The sequence below is a fragment of the Sphaerotilus sp. genome (genome assembly GCF_013299175.1).
Taxonomy (GTDB): Bacteria; Pseudomonadota; Gammaproteobacteria; order Burkholderiales; family Burkholderiaceae_C; genus Sphaerotilus.
The window spans coordinates 16769-38211 of sequence record NZ_JAAFKF010000030.1 but is presented as its reverse complement, the minus strand read 5'-3'; the positions used below and the strand labels follow the sequence as shown (position 1 = coordinate 38211).

The window sequence follows — 21443 nt, the reverse complement described above, 5'->3', positions numbered from 1 at the left end:
CCCGCGCCAGTTGTTCCGCCGCCAGTGCGGTGTCGATGCGCGGTTCCAGCCGCACGAACCCGCTCAGATCCCCCGCGACTGCGCCCGAGGCGATGGCCGGTCGCGCCAGCCGCGCCGTCAGCAGCGAGGCGGCGCGGAACCAGCGCGCGTGCAGGCCGTCTGGCGCGTTGAAGGTGCCGTGCATCAGGCCGCCGGGGTTGCCGGAGGTTTCCTGGGCGGGGGCGGCTTGCCGGTCCAGCACGGTCGTGTGCCAGCCCTGACGTGCCAGCGCCCAGGCAGCGGCACACCCGGCCAGCCCGGCCCCGATGACCAGCGCCGCGCGCGGCCCCTGGTGCGGTGGGCGGAACGCGGCAGGACGTGGCGGGAGGTAGCGCGGCGGAAAGCGGGTGTGCCAGTCGGTGTCCGGCCGGGCCGACCAGAGCGTGGCTGCGGGTGCTGCCAGTCGGTGCAGGCGCCGCAGCAGATCGTCCGACACCGCCAGTGTGTCGCCCAGCCAGAAGGCATCCACCTGCGCCTGCACGCCGCGCAGCGCGGTTTCCGGCTCGCCGGACAGGCGCATCCACTGCACCCGGCTGTCCGCGTGGTCGGCGCTGTCCGGGCCGTCGAGTGCCAGGACGATCAGCCGCTCGCAGCGCAGCGGGTCGGCGCACCAGGCGGCCTGCAGTGCCTCGAACCGTGCGGCAGCGCCTGGGCCGAGGTCCAGCACGACCAGCCGCTCGCGGCCCTGCCAGCGTGCCGGCAAGCCGCTGGCGGTGAGGAAATCGGGGAGCGGGGAGGGGATCGACATGCGTGGCGTCATCGGTGGGGCCGGGCATTGTCCGCGACTGAGGGACAATTCACGCCATGAGTGATCTCGCCACCAATTCCACCGCCTCGGCCGCTGCGCCGACCCCCCGCATCGGCTTCGTCAGCCTGGGTTGTCCGAAGGCTTTGACGGACTCCGAACTGATCCTGACCCAGCTCAGCGCCGAGGGCTACGCCACCAGCAAGACCTTCCAGGGCGCCGACCTGGTGATTGTCAACACCTGCGGCTTCATCGACGACGCCGTGCGCGAAAGCCTCGACACCATCGGCGAGGCGCTGGCCGCCAACGGCAAGGTCATCGTCACCGGCTGCCTCGGCGCCAAGACGGGCGACGGCGGCGGCAACCTCGTGCGCCAGATGCACCCCAGCGTGCTCGCCGTCACGGGGCCGCACGCGACGCAGGAAGTGATGGACGCCGTCCACCTGCACGTCCCCAAGCCGCACGACCCCTTCATCGACCTCGTGCCCGCCGCCGGCATCAAGCTCACGCCGCGGCACTACGCCTACCTGAAGATCAGCGAGGGCTGCAACCACCGCTGCTCGTTCTGCATCATCCCGTCGATGCGCGGCGACCTCGTCTCGCGGCCGATCGGCGACGTGCTGAACGAGGCGCGGGCGCTGTTCGAGGGCGGCGTGAAGGAGCTGCTCGTCATCAGCCAGGACACCTCGGCCTATGGCGTCGATGTCAAGTACCGCACCGGCTTCTGGGATGGCAAGCCGGTCAAGACCAAGATGCTCGACCTCGTGGCGCAGCTCGGCGAACTGGCCAAGCAGCATGGCGCCTGGGTCCGCCTGCACTACGTCTACCCGTATCCGCACGTCGACGAGATCCTGCCGCTGATGGCCGAAGGGCTGGTGCTGCCGTACCTCGACGTGCCGTTCCAGCATGCCCACCCCGACGTGCTCAAGCGCATGAAGCGTCCTGCCAGCGGCGAGCGCAACCTGGAGCGGCTGCTGAAGTGGCGCGAGGCGTGTCCCGAGATCGTCGTGCGCTCGACCTTCATCGCCGGCTTCCCTGGCGAGACCGAAGCCGAGTTCGAGTACTTGCTTGATTTCCTGAAGGAAGCGCAGATCGACCGCGCCGGCTGCTTCGCCTACTCGCCGATCGATCGTCGTGCGCTCGACCTTCATCGCCGGCTTCCCTGGCGAGACCGAAGCCGAGTTCGAGTACTTGCTTGATTTCCTGAAGGAAGCGCAGATCGACCGCGCCGGCTGCTTCGCCTACTCGCCGATCGAAGGGGCGCCGGCCAATGCGCTGGAAGGCGCGTTGCCGGACGCCGTGCGCGAAGAGCGCCGCGCCCGCTTCATGGCGGTGGCCGAAGCTGTCTCGACGGCCAAGCTGCAGCGTCGCGTCGGCTCGACCATGCAGGTGCTGGTGGACAGCGCACCGTCGATGGGCCGCAAGGGCGGTGTGGCGCGCACCTATGCCGATGCGCCCGAGATCGACGGCACGGTGAAGATCCTGGCGCCGACCAAGGCTTCCAAGACGATGAAGGTCGGCGACTTCGCGCGGGTGCGGATCGTTGGCACCTCGGGGCACGACCTGGTGGGTGAACTGCTGTGACCGAGGGGGTCGATCGGCTGACGACCGGCCTGATCCACCACCCGTACACCGCACCGGCCGAGTTCGATGCGCTGCCGCCGGGGGTGTTCAAGGCGTCGTCGGTGTTCTTCCCGAGCGTCGCGGCCTTGCGAGAGCGGCGCTGGGATGACAAGAGCGGCTACACCTACGGCCTGCACGGCACCCCCACCACGTTCACGCTGGAGGCGCGGCTCGCCACGCTCGAAGGTGCGAACCACGTCCTGCTCGCGCCGAGCGGGCTGTCGGCGATCACGCTGGTGGACATGGCGCTGCTGTCGGCGGGGGACGAGGTGCTGTTGCCCGACAACGTCTATGGCCCGAGCCGCAGTTTCGCCACGCACGAGCTGAAGCAGTGGGGCATCGCGTGCCGGTTGTACGACCCGATGGAACCGGCCTCGCTGTTCGCGGCGCTGACGCCACAGACGAAGCTGGTCTGGCTGGAGGCGCCGGGTTCGGTGACGCTGGAGTTTCCGGATCTGCGGGCGCTGGTGCGTGAGGCGAGGGCGCAGGCACCGCAGGCGGTGGTCGCGCTCGACAACACCTGGGGCGCCGGGATCGCGTTCAACGCCTTCGATCTCGGCGACGGGCTGGCGGTGGACGTGACGGTGCATGCGCTGACCAAGTACCCGTCTGGCGGCGCGGACGTGCTGATGGGGTCGGTCGCGTGCCGCGACGACGCGCTGTACCGGCGGCTCGCGTGGTGCCACAGCCGGCTCGGGCTGGGGGTGGGCGCCAACGATGTCGAGGCGCTGCTGCGCGGGCTGCCGTCGCTGGCGCTGCGTTACGCGGCGCAGGATGCGGCGGGTCGGCGCATCGCCGCGTGGTGCCAGAGGCGGGCCGAATTCGTGCGCGTGCTGCACCCGGCGCTGCCCGATTCACCGGGCCATGCGCATTGGGCTGAACTGTGTTCGGCGGCGGCCGGGCTGGTCACGGTCGAGTTCGATCCGCAGTTCAGCGCGGCGCAGGTGGATGCGTTTGTCGATGCGCTGCGGTTGTTCCGCATCGGCTGGTCGTGGGGCGGGCCGGTGAGTCTGGCGGTGCCGTATCAGTCCAAGGCGATGCGGGCACTGGCGACGCCGTACCGCGGGACGCTGGTGCGGCTGTGCATCGGGCTGGAGGCGGTGGAGGATCTGGTGGGCGATCTGGGGCAGGCGCTGGCGGTGGTTCAGGGCACGATCAGTTAGTGGATCCGGATGTCGGCACCGATCAGCGTTCCGGCACTGTCTGCTTTTGCGTAGGCGTGCGGATGTCTGAGGTGCCTTGATCGTTGAGTCATCCGCCGGTTTTGGCGGACTTTGCCGAGGGCAAAGGCTTGGCGAGCGCCCCGGTCTTCAGCCACTCCTTCAGCGCCGTGTTCACCCGGGTCTGCCACCCACGTCCGCTGGCTCGAAAGGCTGCCAACACGCCCGGATCAAGGCGTATGGCCACCTGCTCCTTGGTCGGACTCTTGTTCTTGCCGCGGGTCCGGCGCAGTTGAGAAATGGTTTCAGCCACGCCACCGCCCGGTGTGGCGACTCCCTTGCTCCAGTCCACAGGGGTTTCGGGCGCCACTGCCGGTGCGGCGGCAGCCAGCGCGATGGCGATTTGAGCGGGACTAAAGGCCGGAGAAATAGTCTTGGGCTTCTTTGCGATTGGCATGGCGGCAGGAGATGAGGTGAGCGCCTTCATCGCGCTCGGTCCAGACCAAGAAGACAACCCGACCTTGCCAGTAGCCCAGGCTCTGAAGCCGAAGCTCGCCGTAGCTGGCGCGGGCATCTTCCACCGTGATCATCGGCGCGTCAAAGACGCTTTCCAGTTCCGCGAGATCAATTCCGTGCTTGCTGATGTTCGTGCGGCGCTTGGTTTCGTGCCAAGTGATCATGATAAAAATGTAGATGCGTTTTGATTTTTCAGCAAGCGCCAGTTCAACCCCGAAACCGATACGCCCCCACCCCCCGCTGCCCCACCCGCAACCGAAACACCCCACCCGCCCCCGGCTCCCCAGCCAGTTCCTCCGCCGTGACCCCCGCCCGCGCCGAGGTCACGAACAACTCGTCCATCCCCGCCCCGCCAAACACCGGACAGGTGATCTGACTCGCCGGCAGCGCCAGCCGATCCGTCTCGCGCCCCTCCGCGTCATAGCGCACGACGCAGTTCCCCCGCCACTGCGCATTCCACAAACCCCCTTCCGCATCGACCGTCGAGCCGTCCGGATACCCCTCGTGCGCCCCGAGCTTCACGAACGGCCGCGGCTCGCCCAGCCGCCCATCGGCGTGGTAATCGACGCACCAGATCTGCCGCGTCGGCGAGTCGGTGAAATACAGCCTCGTGCCATCCGGGCTGAAGGCGAGGCTGTTGGCCACACCGACCTTCGGCAGCGGCAGGCGCTCGACGTTCAGCGCGCCGTCCGTGCAGCCGACGCGGTAGAAATGGCCGATCGGCGCCTCGTCGGGCGTCTGGTTGTAGATGCCGACGACGAAGCGCCCCTGCGGATCACAGCGCCCATCATTCAGCCGCGTCGTCGGGTTCTCTGGCTCGACCGGCACGATCGGCGTCAGCAACGCGCCGCGCTCCAGATCGAACAGCGCGACCCCCGATGCCAGCGCCAGCAGCAAGCGCCCCGGCTCTTCGCAGAACGCGAAGCTGCCCAGCCGCTCCGGCATCGGCCAGACCCGCACCGCGCCATCCGCCGCCCGCCAGCGGCTGAGCGTCGAGGACTGGATGTCGGTCCAGTACAGCGCCTGCTCGACCGGGCACCACAGCGGGCCTTCGCCGAGCCTGGCCTGTGCATCCACCAGCAATTCCGCTGTGGCCTGGTTGTTGTCGTTGTCCATCAAACGATCCCTGCATCCACTTGAAAGTCATGCGCCGTACACAGCGCGCTGTCGTCGGCCGCCAGGAACAGCGCCATGCGGGCGATGTCGGCGGGCATCAGCGGACGGTCGATGCACTGCAGCCGCGAGATGTCCGCCTTCGCCGCGTCATCGACCCACAGCCGCACCTGCTTTTCCGTCATCACCCAGCCCGGCACCAGCGTGTTGACGCGGATGTTGAACCGCCCCAGATCCCGCGCCAGCCCGCGGGTCAGCCCCTGCACCGCCGCCTTCGACGCGGTGTAGGCCGGCATCCCGCCTTGCTTGAGCATCCAACTGATCGATCCGAAGTTGACGATCGAGCCGCCGCCCGCCGCCCGCATGTCGGCCGCCACCGCCTGCGCGGCGAAGAACTGGTGCTTCAGGTTGACCGCCACGCCCCGGTCCCACGACTCCGAGGTGGTCGAGTCGATGCTGTGGCGCTGGTCGTTGGCGGCGTTGTTCATCAGCGCGGCGATCGGGCCGCAGCGTTGGCGGATGGACTCGATGGCGGCTTGCAGCGCCGGGATGTCGGTCACGTCGGCGCGCACGAACACCGGCGCGTGGCGGGTGCGGGCCTTGGCAGCGAGCGCGGCGGCCAGGGCCTCGCCCGCTGTCTCGTCGATGTCGATGAAGCCGACCCGCGCGCCTTGCGCGACGAACTCGCGGACCAGCGTGGCGCCGATGCCGGTAGCGCCGCCGGTGATGAGGACGGCGCGGTCGGTCAGGCTGGGGTAGCGGGCAAAGCGGGCAGGGCGGGGCTTGGGCGGGGACATGGTGGTGGCGACTGGGTTGGCGGTTTGGGTAGCGATTGGGGTAGCGATGTAGTCATACTAAATTTTGGCGATTTGCGCGGATTCAGGGTTTGTACCGTGAACATCGCAAATAAAGTAATACTTTAATGGCGACGTTGCCACTCCAGCGTCCCCGCGTTGCACCCGCCATGTCGTCGCCCCCCCGCAAGCTCAGGTCCGCCGAATGGTTCGGCACGGTGGACAAGAACGGCTTCATGTACCGCAGCTGGATGAAGAACCAGGGCATCCCGGACCACGAGTTCCAGGGCAAGCCGATCATCGGCATCTGCAACACCTGGTCCGAGCTGACGCCGTGCAACGCCCATTTCCGCGAACTGGCCGAGCGGGTGCGGCGCGGGGTGTTCGAGGCGGGCGGCTACCCGGTCGAGTTTCCGGTGTTCAGCAACGGCGAGTCCAACCTGCGCCCCACGGCGATGTTCACGCGCAACCTGGCGAGCATGGACGTGGAGGAGGCGATCCGCGGCAACCCGATCGACGCGGTGGTGCTGATGGTCGGCTGCGACAAGACGACGCCGGCCCTGCTGATGGGCGCGGCGAGCTGCGACGTGCCGGCGATCGCGGTGTCGGGCGGGCCGATGCTCAACGGCAAGCACCAGGGCCGCAATATTGGCTCGGGCACCGCCGTGTGGCAGCTCTCCGAGCAGGTCAAGGCCGGCACCATCTCGATCCACGAATTCATGTCGGCCGAGGCGGGCATGTCGCGCTCGGCGGGCACCTGCAACACGATGGGCACGGCGTCCACGATGGCGTGCATGGCCGAGGCGCTCGGCGTCACGCTGCCGCACAACGCGGCGATTCCGGCGGTCGATGCGCGGCGCTACGTGCTGGCGCATCTGTCCGGGATGCGCATCGTCGAGATGGCCAAGGAGGATCTGCGCCTGTCGAAGCTGCTGACCCGCGAGGCGTTCGAGAACGCGATCCGCGTCAACGCGGCGATCGGCGGCTCGACCAACGCGGTGATCCACCTGAAGGCGATCGCCGGGCGCATCGGCGTGGATCTGGCGCTGGAAGACTGGACCCGCGTCGGCCGTGGCACGCCGACGATCGTCGATCTGCAGCCGTCCGGGCGCTTCCTGATGGAGGAGTTCCACGACGCGGGCGGCTTGCCGGCGGTGCTGCGGCGGCTGGGCGAAGCGGGTTTGCTGCCGCACCCGGACGCGCTCACCGCCAACGGCCGCACGCTGTGGCAGAACGTGCAGGACGCGCCGCTGTGGAACGACGAGGTGATCCGCCCGCTGGACAAGCCGCTGGTGGCCGATGGCGGGATCTGCATCCTGCGCGGCAATCTGGCGCCGCGTGGGGCGGTGCTCAAGCCGTCGGCGGCGACGCCCGCGCTGTTGCAGCACCGGGGCAGGGCGGTGGTGTTCGAGAGCCTCGAAGACTACAAGGCGCGCATCGCCGATCCCGAGCTGGTGGTGGATGCGCAGTCGGTGCTGGTGCTGAAGAACTGCGGCCCGCGGGGTTATCCCGGCATGGCCGAGGTCGGCAACATGGGCCTGCCGCCGAAGCTGCTGGCGCAGGGCGTGACGGACATGGTGCGGCTGTCGGATGCGCGCATGAGTGGCACGGCCTACGGCACCGTGGTGCTGCACGTCGCACCGGAAGCGCGGGCGGGCGGGCCGCTGGCGGTGGTGCAGGACGGCGACTGGATCGAGCTGGACTGCGCGGGCGGGCGGCTGCACCTGGAGGTGTCGGACGAGGAGCTTCAGGCGCGTCTTGCGGTCTGGGCCGAAACGCGCCAGCCCATCCCGGCCGATGGCAGCGGCTACCGCAAGCTCTACGTCGAGCATGTGCTGCAGGCGGACGAGGGCTGTGATTTCGATTTCCTGGTCGGGTGCCGCGGGGCCGAGGTGCCGCGCCATTCGCATTGAGTGCGCGTTGACTGCGCATTGAGGCTGTACCGATGACGTTTTCCGCCCGCAATCCCCGCCACATCGGCGTCTACCCGGTCGTGCCGACGACGTTCACCGCGTCCGGCGACCTCGACCTGCCCAGCCAGTTGCGCTGTGTCGATTTCATGATCGACGCCGGCTCGAACGGCCTGTGCATCCTGGCGAACTTCTCCGAGCAGTTCGTGCTGTCCGACGACGAGCGCGAGACGCTGACCCGCGCGATCCTTGCGCACGTCGCCGGTCGCGTGCCGGTGATCGTGACGACGACGCATTTCAGCTCCCGGATCTGCGCCGAACGCAGCCGCCGGGCGCAGGACCAGGGCGCGGCGATGGTGATGGTCATGCCGCCGTACCACGGCGCGACGCTGCGGGTGTCGGAAGGGCAGATCCACGCCTTCTACCGCACCGTGTCCGATGCGATCGGCATCCCGATCATGGTGCAGGACGCGCCGATCAGCGGCACCGCGATGTCCGCCGACTTCCTCGCCCGCATGGCCCGCGAGATCGCGCAGGTGGCGTATTTCAAGATCGAGACCTCGGGTGCGGCGTCGAAGCTGCGCGAGCTGATCCGGCTCGGCGGCGATGCGGTCGAAGGCCCGTGGGACGGCGAAGAAGCCATCACGCTGCTGCCCGATCTGGACGCGGGCGCGACCGGCGCGATGACCGGCGGCGCGTACCCGGACGGCATCCGCCTGATCGTCGATGCCTACCGCGCAGGTCGGCGCGAAGAGGCGGTGGCGCTCTACACGCAGTGGCTGCCGCTCATCAACTACGAGAACCGCCAGTGCGGCCTGCTGGCCTGCAAGGCGCTGATGCAGGAGGGCGGCGTGATCGCCTGCGAGGCACCGCGCCATCCGCTGCCCGCGATGCACCCTGACACCCGCGCCGGCCTGATCGAGACGGCGCGCCGGCTCGATCCGCTGGTGCTGCGCTGGGGTCGATGAACCCAAACCCGCCGAGCCCGGTTGGCTCGAAGACCGACAGGAGACAACGATGAACCGCAAACTGATGCTCAAGACCACGCTCGCCACCGGACTGGTCGCAGCCTTTGCACTGACCGGCACGGCCTATGCCCAGGACAAGGGCAGCGTCGGCGTGTCGATGCCCACCAAGTCCTCGGCGCGCTGGATTTCGGACGGCGACAGCATGGTCAAGGTGCTCAAGGACAAGGGCTACAAGGCCGACCTGCAGTACGCCGACGACGACATCCCGAACCAGCTCGCCCAGATCGAGAACATGATCACCAAAGGCGTCAAGGTGCTGGTGATCGCCGCCATCGACGGCACGACGCTGTCGAACGCGCTGCAGAAAGCGGCGGACAAGGGCGTCAAGGTCATCGCCTACGACCGCCTGATCAAGGGCAGCAAGAACGTCGATTACTACGCCACCTTCGACAACTTCCAGGTCGGCGTGATCCAGGCGAACTCGCTGGTCAAGGGCTTGAACCTCGCGGGCGGAAAAGGCCCGTTCAACATCGAGCTGTTCGGCGGCTCGCCGGACGACAACAACGCCTTCTTCTTCTACGACGGCGCGATGTCGGTGCTCAAGCCCTACATCGACAGCGGCAAGCTGGTCGTGCGCTCCAAGCAGATGGGCATGGACAAGGTCGGCACGCTGCGCTGGGACGGCGCCGTCGCCCAGGCCCGCATGGACAACCTGCTCAGCGCCTACTACGGCAAGGACCGCGTGGACGCCGTGCTGTCGCCGTATGACGGCCTGAGCATCGGCATCCTGTCCTCGCTGAAGGGCGTCGGCTACGGCACGCCGAAGCAGCCGTACCCGTTCGTCTCGGGCCAGGACGCCGAAGTCGCCTCGGTCAAGTCCATGCTGCGCGGCGAGCAGTACTCGACCGTGTTCAAGGACACGCGTGAACTGGCCAAGGTCACCGGCGGCATGATCGACGCGATGCTCAGCGGCAAGAAGGTCGAGATCAACGACACCAAGACCTACAACAACGGGGTCAAGGTGGTGCCGTCCTACCTGCTCAAGCCGGTCAGCGTGGACGCGACGAACTGGAAGCCGATCCTGATCGACAGCGGCTACTACAAGGAAAGCCAGATCAAGTAAGCGCGGGGAACCCCCCTCCCGGCCTCCCCCCGCTGGGGGGAGGAGGAATACGGGAACACATGCCTGCCTTGAGCCCTCCCCCCAGCGGGGGGAGGGTTGGGAGGGGGGTTCGCCAGCGCAGCCCTCTCCCAAGACTCGAAACGAGACCCACCCCGTGACAACCATCCTAGAGATGCGCGGCATCACCAAGCAGTTCCCGGGCGTCAAGGCGCTCGACAACGTGAACCTGCGCGTGCGGGCCGGCGAGATCCACGCCGTGGTGGGCGAGAACGGCGCCGGCAAGTCCACGCTGATGAAGGTGCTCAGCGGCGTGTACCCGCACGGCAGCTACAGCGGCGAGATCGTCTACGACGGTCAGCCGCGGGCCTTCTCGGGCATCGCCGACAGCGAACACGTCGGCGTCATCATCATCCACCAGGAGCTGGCGCTGGTGCCGCTGCTGTCGATCGCCGAGAACATCTTCCTCGGCAACGAGCCGTCGCGCTACGGCGTGATCGACTGGCAGGCGTGCCACGTCCGCACCCGCGCCCTGCTCGACAAGGTGGGGCTGGCCGAGTCGCCGACGACGCTGATCGACGACCTCGGCGTGGGCAAGCAGCAGCTCGTGGAGATCGCCAAGGCGCTGTCCAAGGAGGTGAAGCTGCTCATCCTCGACGAGCCGACCGCGAGCCTGAACGAGACCGACAGCGACGCGCTGCTGCGGCTGCTGGTGGAGCTGCGGCGCCAGGGCATCGCCTGCATCCTCATCTCGCACAAGCTCAACGAGATCGCCAAGGTGGCCGACGCGGTGACGGTGCTGCGCGACGGTGCGACGGTCCACCACATCGACTGCCGCGACGCCCCGCCGAGCGAGGACGAGATCATCCGCCACATGGTCGGCCGCGAGATGGCCGACCGCTACCCGCGCCGCACGCCAGAACTCGGCGAGACGGTGTTCGAGGTGCGCGACTGGACGGTGCATCACCCGCTGCACGCCGACCGCCAGGTGGTCAAGGGCGTGAACCTGACGGCGCGGCGCGGCGAGATCGTCGGCATCGCCGGGCTGATGGGGGCCGGGCGCACCGAGCTGGCGATGAGCGTGTTCGGCCGCGCCTACGGGCAGCGCATCCGCGGCGAGGTGCGCGTGAAGGGGCAGCCGGTCGATGTCTCCACCATCCAGCGTGCCATCGACCACGGCATCGCCTACGTCACCGAGGATCGCAAGGGCTACGGCCTGGTGCTCGACCACGGCATCGACCACAACATCACGCTGGCGCACCTGTCCGGCGTGTCGCGGCGCGGCGTGATCGACGAGGGCCGCGAGTTCACGGTCGCCAACGAGTACCGCCGGGCGCTGGGCATCCGCTGCGCCGACGTGTACCAGACAGTGGGCAACCTCTCCGGCGGCAACCAGCAGAAGGTGGTGCTCAGCAAGTGGCTGTTCTCGCAGCCGCAGGTGCTCATCCTCGACGAGCCGACCCGCGGCATCGATGTGGGTGCCAAGTTCGAGATCTACAGCCTCATGGCGGGGCTGGCCGCCGAGGGGCGCTGCATCGTGATGATCTCGTCGGAAATGCCCGAGCTGCTCGGCATGTGCGACCGGATCTACGTGATGAACGAAGGCCGCTTCGTCGCCGAATTCACCGCCGCCGAGGCGAGTCAGGAAAAGATCATGCGATCGATCGTTTCGTCGGTTTCGTCGGGAGCACGCTGAATGGATGCCTTGAAGAACAACCTCCGCGAGTACGGGATGCTGATGTCCCTGATCGCCATCATGGCCTTCTTCCAGGTCATGACCGACGGCACGCTGATGCAGCCGCTCAACCTCACCAACCTGATCCTGCAGAACAGCTACATCGTCATCATGGCGCTGGGCATGCTGCTGGTGATCGTGGCGGGACACATCGACCTGTCGGTGGGGTCGGTGGTCGGGTTCATCGGGGCGCTGGCGGCCGTGCTGATGGTGCAGTACGGCTGGCATTTCGTGCCGGCTACGCTGGTGTGCCTCGTCTGCGGCGGGCTGATCGGCGCGGCGCAGGGCTGGTTCGTCGCCTTCATGAAGATCCCGTCCTTCATCGTCACGCTGGCGGGGATGCTGGTGTTCAAGGGCCTGAGTCTGGCGCTGCTGCAGGGGCAGTCGGTCGGGCCGTTCCCGGACACCTTCCAGCTCCTCAGCTCGGGCTTCATCCCCGACGTGTTCGAAGGGGAGACGCTGCGGGTGACCTCGCTGGTGATCGGACTGGCGCTGGCGGCGGGGCTGTTCTGGCTGAAGCTGCGCGAGCGCACGCAGCAGGCGGCGCACGGCATGGCGGGCGAGCCGCTGGCGTTCTTCGTCGGCAAGCAAGGGGTGTTCGTCGCGCTGATCGTGCTGTTCGCCTACCTGCTGTCGTCCTACAAGGGCTTGCCGAACGTGCTGATCATCATGGCGCTGCTGATGGCGCTGTTCGATTTCGTCACGCAGCGCACCGTCATCGGCCGGCGCCTGTACGCGCTGGGCGGCAACGAGAAGGCGGCGCGGCTGTCCGGCATCAAGACGGATCGGCTGTCGTTCTGGACCTTCGTCAACATGGGCGTGCTGGCGGCGCTGGCCGGGCTGGTGTTCGCCGCGCGGCTCAACACGGCGACGCCGAAGGCGGGTCTGGGCTTCGAGCTGGACGTGATCGCCGCGTGTTTCATCGGCGGTGCCTCGGCTTCGGGCGGGGTGGGCAAGGTGCTGGGGGCGGTGATCGGCGCCTTCATCATGGGCGTGATGAACAACGGCATGTCCATCCTCGGCATCGGCATCGACTACCAGCAGGTCATCAAGGGCCTGGTGCTGCTCGCGGCGGTGTTCGTGGACGTGTACAACAAGAAGAAGGGTTGAGGGTTGAAAGCCCCGTTCACCGATCCGCACTACCGCGAGCCGCCCGACCGCAAGAGCATGCACGGGCGCATCGTGCGCGACCTGGGGATGCGCATCGTCTCGGGCGAGCTGAAGCCCGGCGACCGGCTGCCGAGCGAGGCGTCGCTGTGTGCCGACTACGACGTGAGCCGGCCGGTGCTGCGCGAGGCGACGCGGGTGCTGGTGGCCAAGGGACTGGTGCTGTCGCGCCAGCGGGCCGGCGCCACGGTGCGGGCGCAAAGCGACTGGCATTTGCTGGACCCGGACGTGCTGTACTGGCTGATCCAGTCGAAACCGCAGGGCGAGTTCGTCGAGACGCTGCTGACCGTGCGGCGCATCTTCGAGCCGGCCGCCGCCGCGCTGGCCGCCCAGGTCGCCAGCGACGCCGCGATCGACGGCATCGCCAGCGCCTACGCTGCGATGGAGGCCGCGCCCACGCCCGAAGCCTTGCTGGAGCCGGACCTCGCTTTCCACCGCCGCATCGCCGAGGCCACCGGCAACGCGCTGCTGGCCTACATCGGCAACATGCTGTCGCTGGCGCTGCGCGAGTCGATCAAGCTCAGCAGCCAGCACCCGGACACCCACGCGCTCTCGCTGCCGCGCCACAAGGCCATCCTCACCGCGCTGCAGCACCGCGACCCGCTCGGTGCCCGGCAGGCTACGCTGGTGCAGCTCGACGAGACGCGGGGCGATTTGTCGGTGGTGCTGGAAGTGCCATGTATACAAGGCGGACTGGAGAACTCCGAGAGTCAGGCAGGTTAGCAGTTGAAAAGCCGGTGCTGGTGTTTACACGGGTGCATTTTCGGGTCTTCGTGTATACATTGACGGACATCAACCCCTGTTCAGGGAGTACCGATGTCCACTGCCACCTTCCCGCTCAACGCTTGGTATGCCGCCGCCTGGGACCACGAGGTCAAGCGCGTGCTGCTGCCCCGCACCATCGCCAACCGCCAGATGGTCCTTTACCGCACCACGGCGGGCGAGGCTGTCGCGCTGGAAAACGCCTGCTGGCACCGCCTGCTGCCGCTGTCGCTCGGGCGGCTGGTGGGCGACGAGGTGGAGTGCGGCTACCACGGGCTGGTGTACGACGCGCAAGGCCGCTGCACCCGCATGCCATCGCAGGAAACGGTCAACCCTTCGGCCTGCGTGCCGTCGTATCCGGTGGTCGAGCGGCACCGCTTTGTCTGGGTCTGGCCGGGTGATCCGGCGCTGGCCGATCCCGCGCTGGTGCCCGATCTGCACTGGAACCACGATCCGGAGTGGGCCGGCGACGGCAAGCTGATCGAGGTCGCTTGCGACTACCGGCTGGTGATCGACAACCTGATGGACCTGACGCACGAGACCTTTGTCCACGGCTCGTCCATTGGCAACCGCGAAGTCGCCGAAGCCCCGTTCGTCACCACCCACGGCGACCGCACTACCACCGTCACCCGCTGGATGTCCGCCATCGAGGCGCCCCCGTTCTGGGCCTCGCAGATCCGGCAGGCGCTTGGTTACACCGGGCCGGTCGATCGCTGGCAGATCATCCGTTTCGAGGCGCCGTGTACGGTGGCGATCGATGTCGGCGTGGCGAAGGCGGGCACGGGCGCGATCCCGTCCGAAGGCCACGATAGCGACCGTCGGCAAGGCGTCAACGGTTTTGTGCTCAACACGGTCACGCCGTCCACGGACAAGACCTGTCTCTACTTCTGGGCCTTCTCGCGCAACTACCTGCTGACCGAGCAGAAGATCACCACCGAACTGCGCGAGGGCGTGACCCGTGTGTTCGGCGAGGACGAGGTGATCCTCGAAGCCCAGCAACGGGCCATCGACGCCCACCCCGGCTACCGCTTCAGCAACCTCAACATCGACGCCGGATCGATGTGGGCACGCCGGCTGATCGACCGCCAGATCGCCGCCGAGGAGCGGGTCAGCGCGCCGGTGATCCCGATCCGCGCCGTGTGATGGCGATGACCGACGCCGAGATCGCCCCGAGCCAGACCGCGCAAGCCCAGCAGCGGCTGCGCGAGCTGATCGTCTCGGGCGCGCTGCTGCCGGGCGAGCGGCTGCTGGAGGTGCCGCTGGCGGAGCGGCTCGGCGTGTCGCGCACGCCAGTGCGTGCGGCGCTGCTGCGGTTGGAGCAGGAGGGATTGCTGGAAGCCGCGGCGTCCGGTGGCGGTTACCGGGTGCGTCAGTTCAGCCCGCAGGATGTGCGCGACGCCATCGAGCTGCGCGGCACGCTCGAAGGACTGGCGGCGCGCATGGCCGCCGAGCGTGGGGTGGCCGCGGCCTTGCTCGGCGAGGCACGGGCGTGTCTGGCAGCGATCGACGATGCGCTGGGTGTGCCGACGCTGGGCGAGCCGGAGTTCGCCGCCTACGAGCACCACAACGGCGAGTTCCACGCGCTGCTTGGCCGGATGTGCGGCAGTACGCTGCTGGGCCGCGAACTGCTGCGGACCAGCCGGCTGCCGTTTGCCTCGCCCAATGGATTCCTGGGCGTGTCGATCGGGCAGCCGTCCGGCCGCGACGTGCTGCGCATCGCCCAGGACCAGCACCGCCAGGTGCTCGACGCCATTGCCCAGCGCGAAGGCAGCCGCGCCGAAGCCCTGATGCGCGAACACGCCCGCATTGCACGGCGACGGCTGGAGGCGCTGGCGGTGGATGAATCGTTCAACGGGAGTTTGTCGCCATGAAAGCCAGCCAGCAGACCCACCTTGTCACGGTGGACCGCATCGCCGATCTCAGCCCCACGGTGCGCGAATTCACCTTGCGCCCTGACGACGGTGCCGCCACCGCCTACGCACCGGGCAGCCACCTGCCGGTCGAGGTGCCGGTGGGCGAGCGGCGCACGGTGCCGCGCCACTACTCGCTGATTGGCCTGCCGGGCGAGGGCGTCTGGCGCATCGCGGTCAAGCACCTGCCACAGGGGCGGGGTGGCTCGCGGGCCATGTGGCGGCTGGAGGAGGGCGCCCGGTTGCGGGTCGGGGCGCCGGCCAGCCACTTCGAGCTGGACCACCGCGCCCGTGACGTGCTGCTGCTGGCCGGTGGCATCGGCGTGACCCCGTTGGTCGGCATGGCGCAGGCGCTGGCGGAGCGGGCAGCCTTGCGCGGTGATGTGCGGGTGCGGATGCTGCAGGTGGCGCGTGTCGCCGAGGAACTGGTGTTCGCCGACACGCTGGCCGAGGCGCTGGGCGACCGGCTGCGCACCGTTGTCACGGGCGCCGGGCAGACGCTGGACCTTGCCGCCGAGATCGCCGCGCTGCCCGCGAACGCGCAGTGCTACGTCTGCGGCCCGGCCGGCTTGATGCAGCACACGCGCCAAGTCTGGCGGGAGGCGGGCCGGCCGGCGGTCCACCTGCGCTTCGAGACCTTCGGCACCAGCGGCGAACACCCGGCACAGGCGTTCACGGTGAAGCTGCCGCGCCATGGCCTGACGCTCGACGTGCCGCCGGACAGCACGCTGCTGGAGGCGCTGGAGCGGGCGGGCGTCGAGGTGCTGGCGGACTGTCGGCGCGGCGAGTGCGGGCTGTGTGCGGTGGACGTGCTGGCGGTGGAGTCCGGCGTGCTGGACCACCGCGACGTGTTCCTCAGCCCCGGCCAGCGCGCGGAAAACCACCAGATCTGCGCCTGCGTGTCGCGCGTTGCGAGCGTGGCGGGCGGGGCGTCGGGAACACCCGCTTGTATCGTTCTGGACAGTAGCTATCGTCCCGACTGAATTCGATTCCCACAGAACCTGACAGGAGACAACGACATGAAGACCCCGTTCCGACTGGCCGCCACCGCTGCGGCCTTGGCCCTCGCTGGCGCTGGCGCCGCGCAGGCCCAGGAAGTCACCCTCAAGTTCCACCACATCTGGAACACCCAGGCGATGGCCGCAGTCAACGTCATCGCGCCGTGGTGCGACAAGATCGCCGCCGAGTCGGCCGGCAAGATGAAGTGCCAGGTGCTGCCGGCGATGTCCGGTGGCGGCACGCCGCCGCAGCTCGTGGACCGGGTGAAGGACGGCGTGGACGACGTGATCATCACGCTGCCCGGCTACACGGCGGGCCGCTTCCCGGCGATGGAGGTGTTCGAGCTGCCCTTCATGACCAACTCGGCCGAGGTGGGCGCCCGCGCGGCGTGGGACTACCTGCAGAAGAACGCGCTCAAGGAATTCCCCGGCACCAAGATCCTGGCCACCTGGGTCCACGACGAGGGCTATGTCCACACCCGCGACAAGCCGGTGAAGACGCTGGCCGATTTCAAGGGCCTGAAGATGCGCGCCCCGACCCGGCAGACCAACAAGCTGCTGGCGGCGCTGGGTGCGTCTCCGGTGGGCATGCCACTGCCGGCGCTGCCCGACGCGGTGAGCAAGGGCACGATCGACGGCTTCCTGCTGCCGTGGGAGGTGATGCCCTCGCTGAAGCTGCACGAGATGGTCAAGTACCACACCGAGACCGACCCCTCGCGCCCGGCCTTGTACAGCGCGGTCTTCGTGTTCGCGATGAACCAGGCCAAGTACGACGGCCTCAGCCCCGAGCTGAAGAAGGTCATCGACAACAACAGCGGCGCGGCCTACTCGCAGTCCATCGGCAAGCTCTGGGACAACAGCCAGACGGCGGGGCGCAAGGCCGCCACCGAGCACGGCAACGTGTTCTACCGCCTGCCGCTCGCCGAGATGGACAACTGGGTGAAGGCGTCTGCCGGGCTGTACGACGACTGGACCGCCGACATGGACAAGCGTGGCCTGAACGGCAAGCAGTTGCTGCAGGACGCCCGTGACCTGCTCGTGAAGTACAAGAAATGAGCGCGGCGCTGTCCCGGCTGGCCCGGTGGTTTGCGGTGCTCGGCGGGCTGTGCGCCGGGGCGGTGGCGCTGATGGTGGTGGTCAGCATCGCCGGGCGGGCGCTGTGGTCCCGGCCGATCCAGGGCGACATCGAGCTGACGCAGTTCGGCATCGCGCTGTGCATCTCGCTGTGCCTGCCGTGGGCGCAGGTGCAGCGGGCCAACATCATCGTGGACTTCTTCACCCAGAAGGCGGGGCCTGCGGTGCTGCGCGGGCTGGACGGCCTGGGCGCCGTGCTGCTGGCGCTGATGGTGGCGCTGCTGGCGTGGCGCACGGCGGTGGGTGCGCAGGCGGTGCGCGAGGCCCATGAGGCGACGATGATCCTGGACCTGCCGATGTGGTGGGCCTATGCGCTGCTGGCCCCTGGGCTGGCACTGACGGCCGTGGTCGCGCTGGTGCAGGCGTTCACTGGCATGGGTGCGACCCCCGAGGAGCACGCTGCATGACCCCCACCACGATCGGCCTGCTGATGTTCGCGGGGATGTTGCTGATGATGGCCGTGCGCGTGCCGATCGCGGCGGCCATGTTCATCCCCGGTGCGCTCGGCTACTGGGCGCTGACCAACGACATGGCGCTGCTCAACCAGCTCAAGGGCGCCCCCGTCGCGCGGCTGACGGTGTACGACCTGTCGGTGATCCCGCTGTTCCTGCTGATGGGTCAGTTCGCGACCCAAGGTGGATTGAGCCGCGACCTGTTCAAGGCGGCGGCCGCGTTTGTCGGCCACATCCGCGGCGGGCTGGCGATGGCGGCGGTGCTGGCAGCGGCGGCGTTCGGCGCGGTGTGCGGCTCGTCCGTCGCCACGTCGGCCACGATCACGCAGGTCGCCTATCCCGAGATGAAGGCCAACGGCTACCACGGCCGGCTGTCCACCGCGACGCTGGCCTGCGGTGGCACGCTGGGCATCCTGATCCCGCCCTCGGTGCCGCTGGTGGTCTATGCGATCTTGACGGAGCAGAACGTCGCCAAGCTCTTCGCCGCGGCCTTCATCCCCGGCCTGATCGCGATGGCGGGCTACCTGCTGGTCATCGCCATCGTCTGCCGCCTGCGCCCCGAGCTGGCCAAGCCGAGTGCGCCGCTGGCGTGGTCGGCGCGGTGGGCGGCGCTGCTGAACATCTGGCCGATCGTGCTGATCTTCCTGGTGGTGTTCGGCGGGATCTACGGCGGGCTGTTCTCGCCGACGGAAGGCGCGGCGGTGGGCACGGTCGGCACTTTCCTCGCCGGCATCGGGCGGCGCGAGCTGGACCGCGCCGGCATCGTGCGCAGCTTCGTGGGCACGGCGGAAACCTCGGCGATGGTGTTCATGATCTTCCTCGGTGCGGACATGATGAACGCGGCGCTGGCGCTGACGCAGATGCCGGCGGCGCTGGCGCAGTGGGTCAGCCACCTCGCAGTGTCGCCGCTGTGGATCGTCGGCGGGGTGTTGCTGATGTACGTGGTGCTGGGCTGCGTGATGGACGAGCTGTCGATGCTGCTGCTGACCATCCCCGTGCTGTTCCCGGCCATCATGGGCTTGCCGCTGATGGGGCTGGAGCAGGAACCGAAGGCGATCTGGTTCGGCATCCTGGTGCTGATGACGGTGGGGATCGGGATGGTGGCACCACCCGTGGGGCTGAACGTCTACGTCGTCAACGGCATCGCGCGCGACGTGTCGATGAACGAGACGTACAAAGGCGTGTTCCCCTTCCTGGCCAGCGACGTGCTGCGGCTGCTGGCGCTGCTGGCGTTTCCGTCGATCAGCCTGGGGTTGGTGACGCTGCTGTTCAAGTAGCACGCGTACGCCGCTGATCTCCGCATCCGGTCACTTCACCAGTGGTCGGATCTGCGTGAAGCCGCCGTCCACCGCGATCACCTGTCCGGTGAGGCGGCTGGACTGCGGCCCCAGCAGCCACACCATCACGTCGGCCACCTCGCTCGCCTGCTGCACGCCGCCGAGCGGGTACTGCTTGCCGGCGGCTTCGCGCATCGCGTCGAGCTTGAGCATCCCGGCCGTCATCGGCGTGTCGGTCATGCCGGGCGCGACGGCGTTGATGCGCAGGCCGGCGCTGGCGTAGGTCGCCGCCGCACCGCGCACCAGGGCTTCGACGCCGCCCTTGGCCGCTGCGATCGCCTCGTGGTTGGCCACGCCGATGCGCGAAACCACCGAGCTGGCGAACACCGCCGTCCCCGGTACCCCCGCCGTGCGCAGCGCCTCGACCCAGGCGCCCAGCATGAAGAAGGCGCTGTCCAGGTTGACGCGCGAGACCTCGCGGTATTGCTCCGGTCGCGTGCGGTGCAGCGGCGCGATCAGCGTGCTGCCAACGCAGTGCGCCAACTGGGTCGGCACCACCCCGAACGCTTCCCGGCACGCCGCGATGGCCAGCGCGGCACCTTCGGGCGTGGACGTGTCCGCGGCGATGTGCAGGTCGGCGGGAACTTGCAGCAAGCCCTCTCCGCCCCGTCCGACCGCCGCCACGGTGACGCCCGCGTCACGCAGCCGCTGGCAGACCTGCTGGCCGATGCCACCGCGTGCGCCCGTCACGAGGGCGAGCGTCATCGGCGACGGGCTGCGGGGTGTGGGGATCTGAGCGTTTGTCATCGGGTGTTCCAGTCGGGTCGCGTTGCAAGGCAGTGAGCAGGGCAGCAGACGGCGCACGCGACACCCGCGTCCACCACTGCGAGAACGAGGTGCAGGGCCGCTCCACCTCGGGGAAGAGCGCGGCGGCAGGGCGTGTCGCAGCGATGGACTCCAGCAGGCGCGGCAGGTGCAGATTGGCCACGGTCTGTACCGAGCGCGCTCCTTGCAGGGCCAGCGGCCAGTCGTGGTTGGAGGCGATCCATCGGTGCGGCGTCAACTCGTCCAGCCGTTCGCCGACGAAGCGCCAGCGCGCCGCACTCCAGGGCCGCGCCGCGTGGACCTCGCGCACGGCCATGGCCAGCACCAGCGTGTCCGGCGGCAGATCCGGCGGCACTTCGCCCATCGACCAGGGGTGGACCAGCCAGACATGCCGGTGGCGCACCAGCGCCGGCTCCGGGGTGTGAAAACCCAGTGCGGCGGGTGGGCCGTGCAGCAGCACCGGTTCTGTCACGCCCTCCATGCGGGGCTGCGTGGGCACGGGCCGGGGCTGTCGCGCCAGGCGTTCGAGCCATTCGTAGGACAAATCCACCACGGTGCCGGGGCTGTGCCAGGCCGCCGGAGCGTGGCGGGCCACGTTGTCGGCGTTGAAGAGGTAGGGTTTCTGGCTGCTGGTGCCGGCGACCCACTGCCAGCTCAGGTGGTTGCTGCCCACGTCGCCGTCGAGCAGGTGCCCGACCAGCCACTCGGCGCCGCTGCGCCAATGCACCTTGCGCAGGTGGACGAGGTAGCTCGCCAGCCAGAGCCGGGCGTGGTTGTGCAGCGTGCCGGTGGCGTAGAGCGTGCGGATCGCCTGGTCGATCACCGGCAGCCCCGTGCGGCCTTCGCGCACGTCGAGGGGAACGCCGTGCGCGTAGGCGGCATCGGGCAGCGGGCCACCGTGGAGCGAGCGCAGGATGGCGTCGCCGCGGTGCGTCCAGACGTGCTGGAAGTACGCCCGCCAGCCCAGCTCGAACACCAGCTTGTGCTGCGGGTCGATGCGCCGATCCGCGGGCTGGGCGCGGGCGATGCCGGCGAGCACGTCCGGCAGCGTGGCGATGCCGTGCGTGATCCATGGCGACAGGCCCGTGACGGCGCCGTCGAGCGCATTGCGGGTCTGGGCGTAGGCGTGGGCATCGACCTTGGCCAGCCGCGCCAGTGCGGCAGCGCGGGAGCCGGAGAAGAGAAAAGTGTCCAT

General features: G+C 68.7%; 20 protein-coding genes and 2 pseudogenes. 15 read left to right on the top strand and 7 right to left on the bottom strand.

Features of this window, described 5'->3' with window-relative positions:
• Positions 1-787, bottom strand: a 787-nt coding sequence (locus QZW52_RS07500; protein ID WP_293996892.1) for an FAD-dependent oxidoreductase, incomplete at its 3' end; no start/stop codon positions are given.
• Between the two features lie 56 nt (positions 788-843).
• Between QZW52_RS07500 and rimO (QZW52_RS07495) the strand changes: the two are divergent.
• The 3 genes and pseudogenes from rimO (QZW52_RS07495) to QZW52_RS07490 all read left to right on the top strand — a co-directional run.
• Positions 844-1899, top strand: a pseudogene (gene rimO, locus QZW52_RS07495) (30S ribosomal protein S12 methylthiotransferase RimO); the annotation flags it as partial.
• A 124-nt stretch (positions 1900-2023) separates the two neighbouring features.
• Positions 2024-2368 (top strand): annotated as a pseudogene (gene rimO, locus QZW52_RS19210) (30S ribosomal protein S12 methylthiotransferase RimO); the annotation flags it as partial.
• Positions 2365-3570, top strand: a complete 1206-nt coding sequence (locus QZW52_RS07490) for a PLP-dependent transferase (RefSeq protein WP_293996889.1) — start codon at positions 2365-2367, stop codon at positions 3568-3570. The pseudogene rimO (QZW52_RS19210) and the gene QZW52_RS07490, both read left to right, overlap by 4 nt.
• 88 nt (positions 3571-3658) lie before the next feature.
• On the opposite strand, the gene QZW52_RS07485 is transcribed toward QZW52_RS07490, so the two are convergent.
• From QZW52_RS07485 to QZW52_RS07470, 4 genes are all read right to left on the bottom strand, one after another.
• Positions 3659-3919 carry a BrnA antitoxin family protein gene (locus QZW52_RS07485; protein WP_434738291.1) on the bottom strand — a complete coding sequence of 87 codons (261 nt, stop codon included), beginning with the start codon at positions 3917-3919 and terminating at the stop codon, positions 3659-3661.
• Positions 3920-3980: 61 nt separating this feature from the next.
• Positions 3981-4247 (bottom strand): BrnT family toxin, encoded by a 267-nt coding sequence (locus QZW52_RS19205; protein ID WP_363226311.1) that lies wholly within the window; start codon positions 4245-4247, stop codon positions 3981-3983.
• Positions 4248-4290: 43 nt separating this feature from the next.
• On the bottom strand, positions 4291-5199 hold the full coding sequence (locus QZW52_RS07475) for an SMP-30/gluconolactonase/LRE family protein (RefSeq protein ID WP_293996885.1): 909 nt from the start codon (positions 5197-5199) through the stop codon (positions 4291-4293).
• On the bottom strand, positions 5199-5993 hold the full coding sequence (locus tag QZW52_RS07470) for an SDR family NAD(P)-dependent oxidoreductase (protein ID WP_293996883.1): 795 nt from the start codon (positions 5991-5993) through the stop codon (positions 5199-5201). The genes QZW52_RS07475 and QZW52_RS07470 overlap by 1 nt, the downstream gene beginning before the upstream one ends.
• 167 nt (positions 5994-6160) lie before the next feature.
• On the opposite strand from QZW52_RS07470, the gene QZW52_RS07465 reads away from it, so the two are divergent.
• From QZW52_RS07465 to QZW52_RS07410, 12 genes are all read left to right on the top strand, one after another.
• Positions 6161-7903 (top strand): IlvD/Edd family dehydratase, encoded by a 1743-nt coding sequence (locus tag QZW52_RS07465; RefSeq protein WP_293996881.1) that lies wholly within the window; start codon positions 6161-6163, stop codon positions 7901-7903.
• Positions 7904-7935: 32 nt separating this feature from the next.
• Complete coding sequence (locus tag QZW52_RS07460) at positions 7936-8868, top strand: dihydrodipicolinate synthase family protein (RefSeq protein WP_293996879.1); 933 nt, start codon at positions 7936-7938, stop codon at positions 8866-8868.
• Positions 8869-8917: 49 nt separating this feature from the next.
• Entirely contained in the window at positions 8918-9991 is a 1074-nt protein-coding gene (gene chvE / locus QZW52_RS07455) for a multiple monosaccharide ABC transporter substrate-binding protein (protein ID WP_293996877.1), read from the top strand.
• A gap of 154 nt (positions 9992-10145) precedes the next feature.
• Complete coding sequence (gene mmsA, locus QZW52_RS07450; protein ID WP_293996875.1) at positions 10146-11684, top strand: multiple monosaccharide ABC transporter ATP-binding protein; 1539 nt, start codon at positions 10146-10148, stop codon at positions 11682-11684.
• Positions 11685-12833, top strand: coding sequence for a multiple monosaccharide ABC transporter permease (gene mmsB / locus QZW52_RS07445; protein ID WP_293996873.1), 1149 nt, complete (start codon positions 11685-11687; stop codon positions 12831-12833).
• 57 nt (positions 12834-12890) lie between these two features.
• Positions 12891-13613: a FadR/GntR family transcriptional regulator gene (locus tag QZW52_RS07440; protein ID WP_293996894.1), complete on the top strand. Its 723-nt coding sequence runs from the start codon at positions 12891-12893 to the stop codon at positions 13611-13613.
• A 93-nt stretch (positions 13614-13706) separates the two neighbouring features.
• Positions 13707-14795, top strand: coding sequence for an aromatic ring-hydroxylating dioxygenase subunit alpha (locus tag QZW52_RS07435; RefSeq protein ID WP_293996871.1), 1089 nt, complete (start codon positions 13707-13709; stop codon positions 14793-14795).
• Positions 14795-15523 carry a GntR family transcriptional regulator gene (locus tag QZW52_RS07430; protein WP_293996869.1) on the top strand — a complete coding sequence of 243 codons (729 nt, stop codon included), beginning with the start codon at positions 14795-14797 and terminating at the stop codon, positions 15521-15523. The genes QZW52_RS07435 and QZW52_RS07430 overlap by 1 nt, the downstream gene beginning before the upstream one ends.
• Positions 15520-16545: a PDR/VanB family oxidoreductase gene (locus QZW52_RS07425; protein ID WP_293996867.1), complete on the top strand. Its 1026-nt coding sequence runs from the start codon at positions 15520-15522 to the stop codon at positions 16543-16545. The genes QZW52_RS07430 and QZW52_RS07425 overlap by 4 nt, the downstream gene beginning before the upstream one ends.
• A gap of 36 nt (positions 16546-16581) precedes the next feature.
• Positions 16582-17616, top strand: coding sequence for a TRAP transporter substrate-binding protein (locus QZW52_RS07420; RefSeq protein WP_293996865.1), 1035 nt, complete (start codon positions 16582-16584; stop codon positions 17614-17616).
• Positions 17613-18101 carry a TRAP transporter small permease gene (locus tag QZW52_RS07415; RefSeq protein WP_293996863.1) on the top strand — a complete coding sequence of 163 codons (489 nt, stop codon included), beginning with the start codon at positions 17613-17615 and terminating at the stop codon, positions 18099-18101. The genes QZW52_RS07420 and QZW52_RS07415 overlap by 4 nt, the downstream gene beginning before the upstream one ends.
• Positions 18098-19423 (top strand): TRAP transporter large permease, encoded by a 1326-nt coding sequence (locus QZW52_RS07410; protein WP_293996861.1) that lies wholly within the window; start codon positions 18098-18100, stop codon positions 19421-19423. Before QZW52_RS07415 ends, QZW52_RS07410 begins: the two co-directional genes overlap by 4 nt.
• A gap of 30 nt (positions 19424-19453) precedes the next feature.
• Here the strand turns inward: QZW52_RS07410 and QZW52_RS07405 are convergent, their stop codons facing one another.
• Together QZW52_RS07405 and QZW52_RS07400 are read right to left on the bottom strand one after the other, a co-directional pair.
• Positions 19454-20188, bottom strand: coding sequence for an SDR family NAD(P)-dependent oxidoreductase (locus QZW52_RS07405; protein ID WP_293996859.1), 735 nt, complete (start codon positions 20186-20188; stop codon positions 19454-19456).
• Positions 20121-21443, bottom strand: a complete 1323-nt coding sequence (locus tag QZW52_RS07400) for an FAD-binding domain-containing protein (RefSeq protein ID WP_293996857.1) — start codon at positions 21441-21443, stop codon at positions 20121-20123. The genes QZW52_RS07405 and QZW52_RS07400 overlap by 68 nt, the downstream gene beginning before the upstream one ends.

Excerpts from the sequence above, each read along its gene's own strand:
- QZW52_RS07415 (WP_293996863.1), top strand. The coding sequence starts at position 17,613 with ATGAGCGCGGCGCTGTCCCGGCTGGCCCGGTGGTTTGCGGTGCTCGGC.
- QZW52_RS07475 (WP_293996885.1), bottom strand. The coding sequence starts at position 5,199 with ATGGACAACGACAACAACCAGGCCACAGCGGAATTGCTGGTGGATGCA.
- QZW52_RS07430 (WP_293996869.1), top strand. The coding sequence starts at position 14,795 with ATGGCGATGACCGACGCCGAGATCGCCCCGAGCCAGACCGCGCAAGCC.
- QZW52_RS07420 (WP_293996865.1), top strand. The coding sequence starts at position 16,582 with ATGAAGACCCCGTTCCGACTGGCCGCCACCGCTGCGGCCTTGGCCCTC.
- QZW52_RS07435 (WP_293996871.1), top strand. The coding sequence starts at position 13,707 with ATGTCCACTGCCACCTTCCCGCTCAACGCTTGGTATGCCGCCGCCTGG.
- QZW52_RS07405 (WP_293996859.1), bottom strand. The coding sequence starts at position 20,188 with ATGACGCTCGCCCTCGTGACGGGCGCACGCGGTGGCATCGGCCAGCAG.
- QZW52_RS07460 (WP_293996879.1), top strand. The coding sequence starts at position 7,936 with ATGACGTTTTCCGCCCGCAATCCCCGCCACATCGGCGTCTACCCGGTC.
- QZW52_RS07410 (WP_293996861.1), top strand. The coding sequence starts at position 18,098 with ATGACCCCCACCACGATCGGCCTGCTGATGTTCGCGGGGATGTTGCTG.
- QZW52_RS07440 (WP_293996894.1), top strand. The coding sequence starts at position 12,891 with ATGCACGGGCGCATCGTGCGCGACCTGGGGATGCGCATCGTCTCGGGC.
- QZW52_RS19205 (WP_363226311.1), bottom strand. The coding sequence starts at position 4,247 with ATGATCACTTGGCACGAAACCAAGCGCCGCACGAACATCAGCAAGCAC.
- mmsB (WP_293996873.1), top strand. The coding sequence starts at position 11,685 with ATGGATGCCTTGAAGAACAACCTCCGCGAGTACGGGATGCTGATGTCC.
- chvE (WP_293996877.1), top strand. The coding sequence starts at position 8,918 with ATGAACCGCAAACTGATGCTCAAGACCACGCTCGCCACCGGACTGGTC.
- QZW52_RS07470 (WP_293996883.1), bottom strand. The coding sequence starts at position 5,993 with ATGTCCCCGCCCAAGCCCCGCCCTGCCCGCTTTGCCCGCTACCCCAGC.
- QZW52_RS07465 (WP_293996881.1), top strand. The coding sequence starts at position 6,161 with ATGTCGTCGCCCCCCCGCAAGCTCAGGTCCGCCGAATGGTTCGGCACG.
- QZW52_RS07400 (WP_293996857.1), bottom strand. The coding sequence starts at position 21,443 with ATGGACACTTTTCTCTTCTCCGGCTCCCGCGCTGCCGCACTGGCGCGG.
- QZW52_RS07425 (WP_293996867.1), top strand. The coding sequence starts at position 15,520 with ATGAAAGCCAGCCAGCAGACCCACCTTGTCACGGTGGACCGCATCGCC.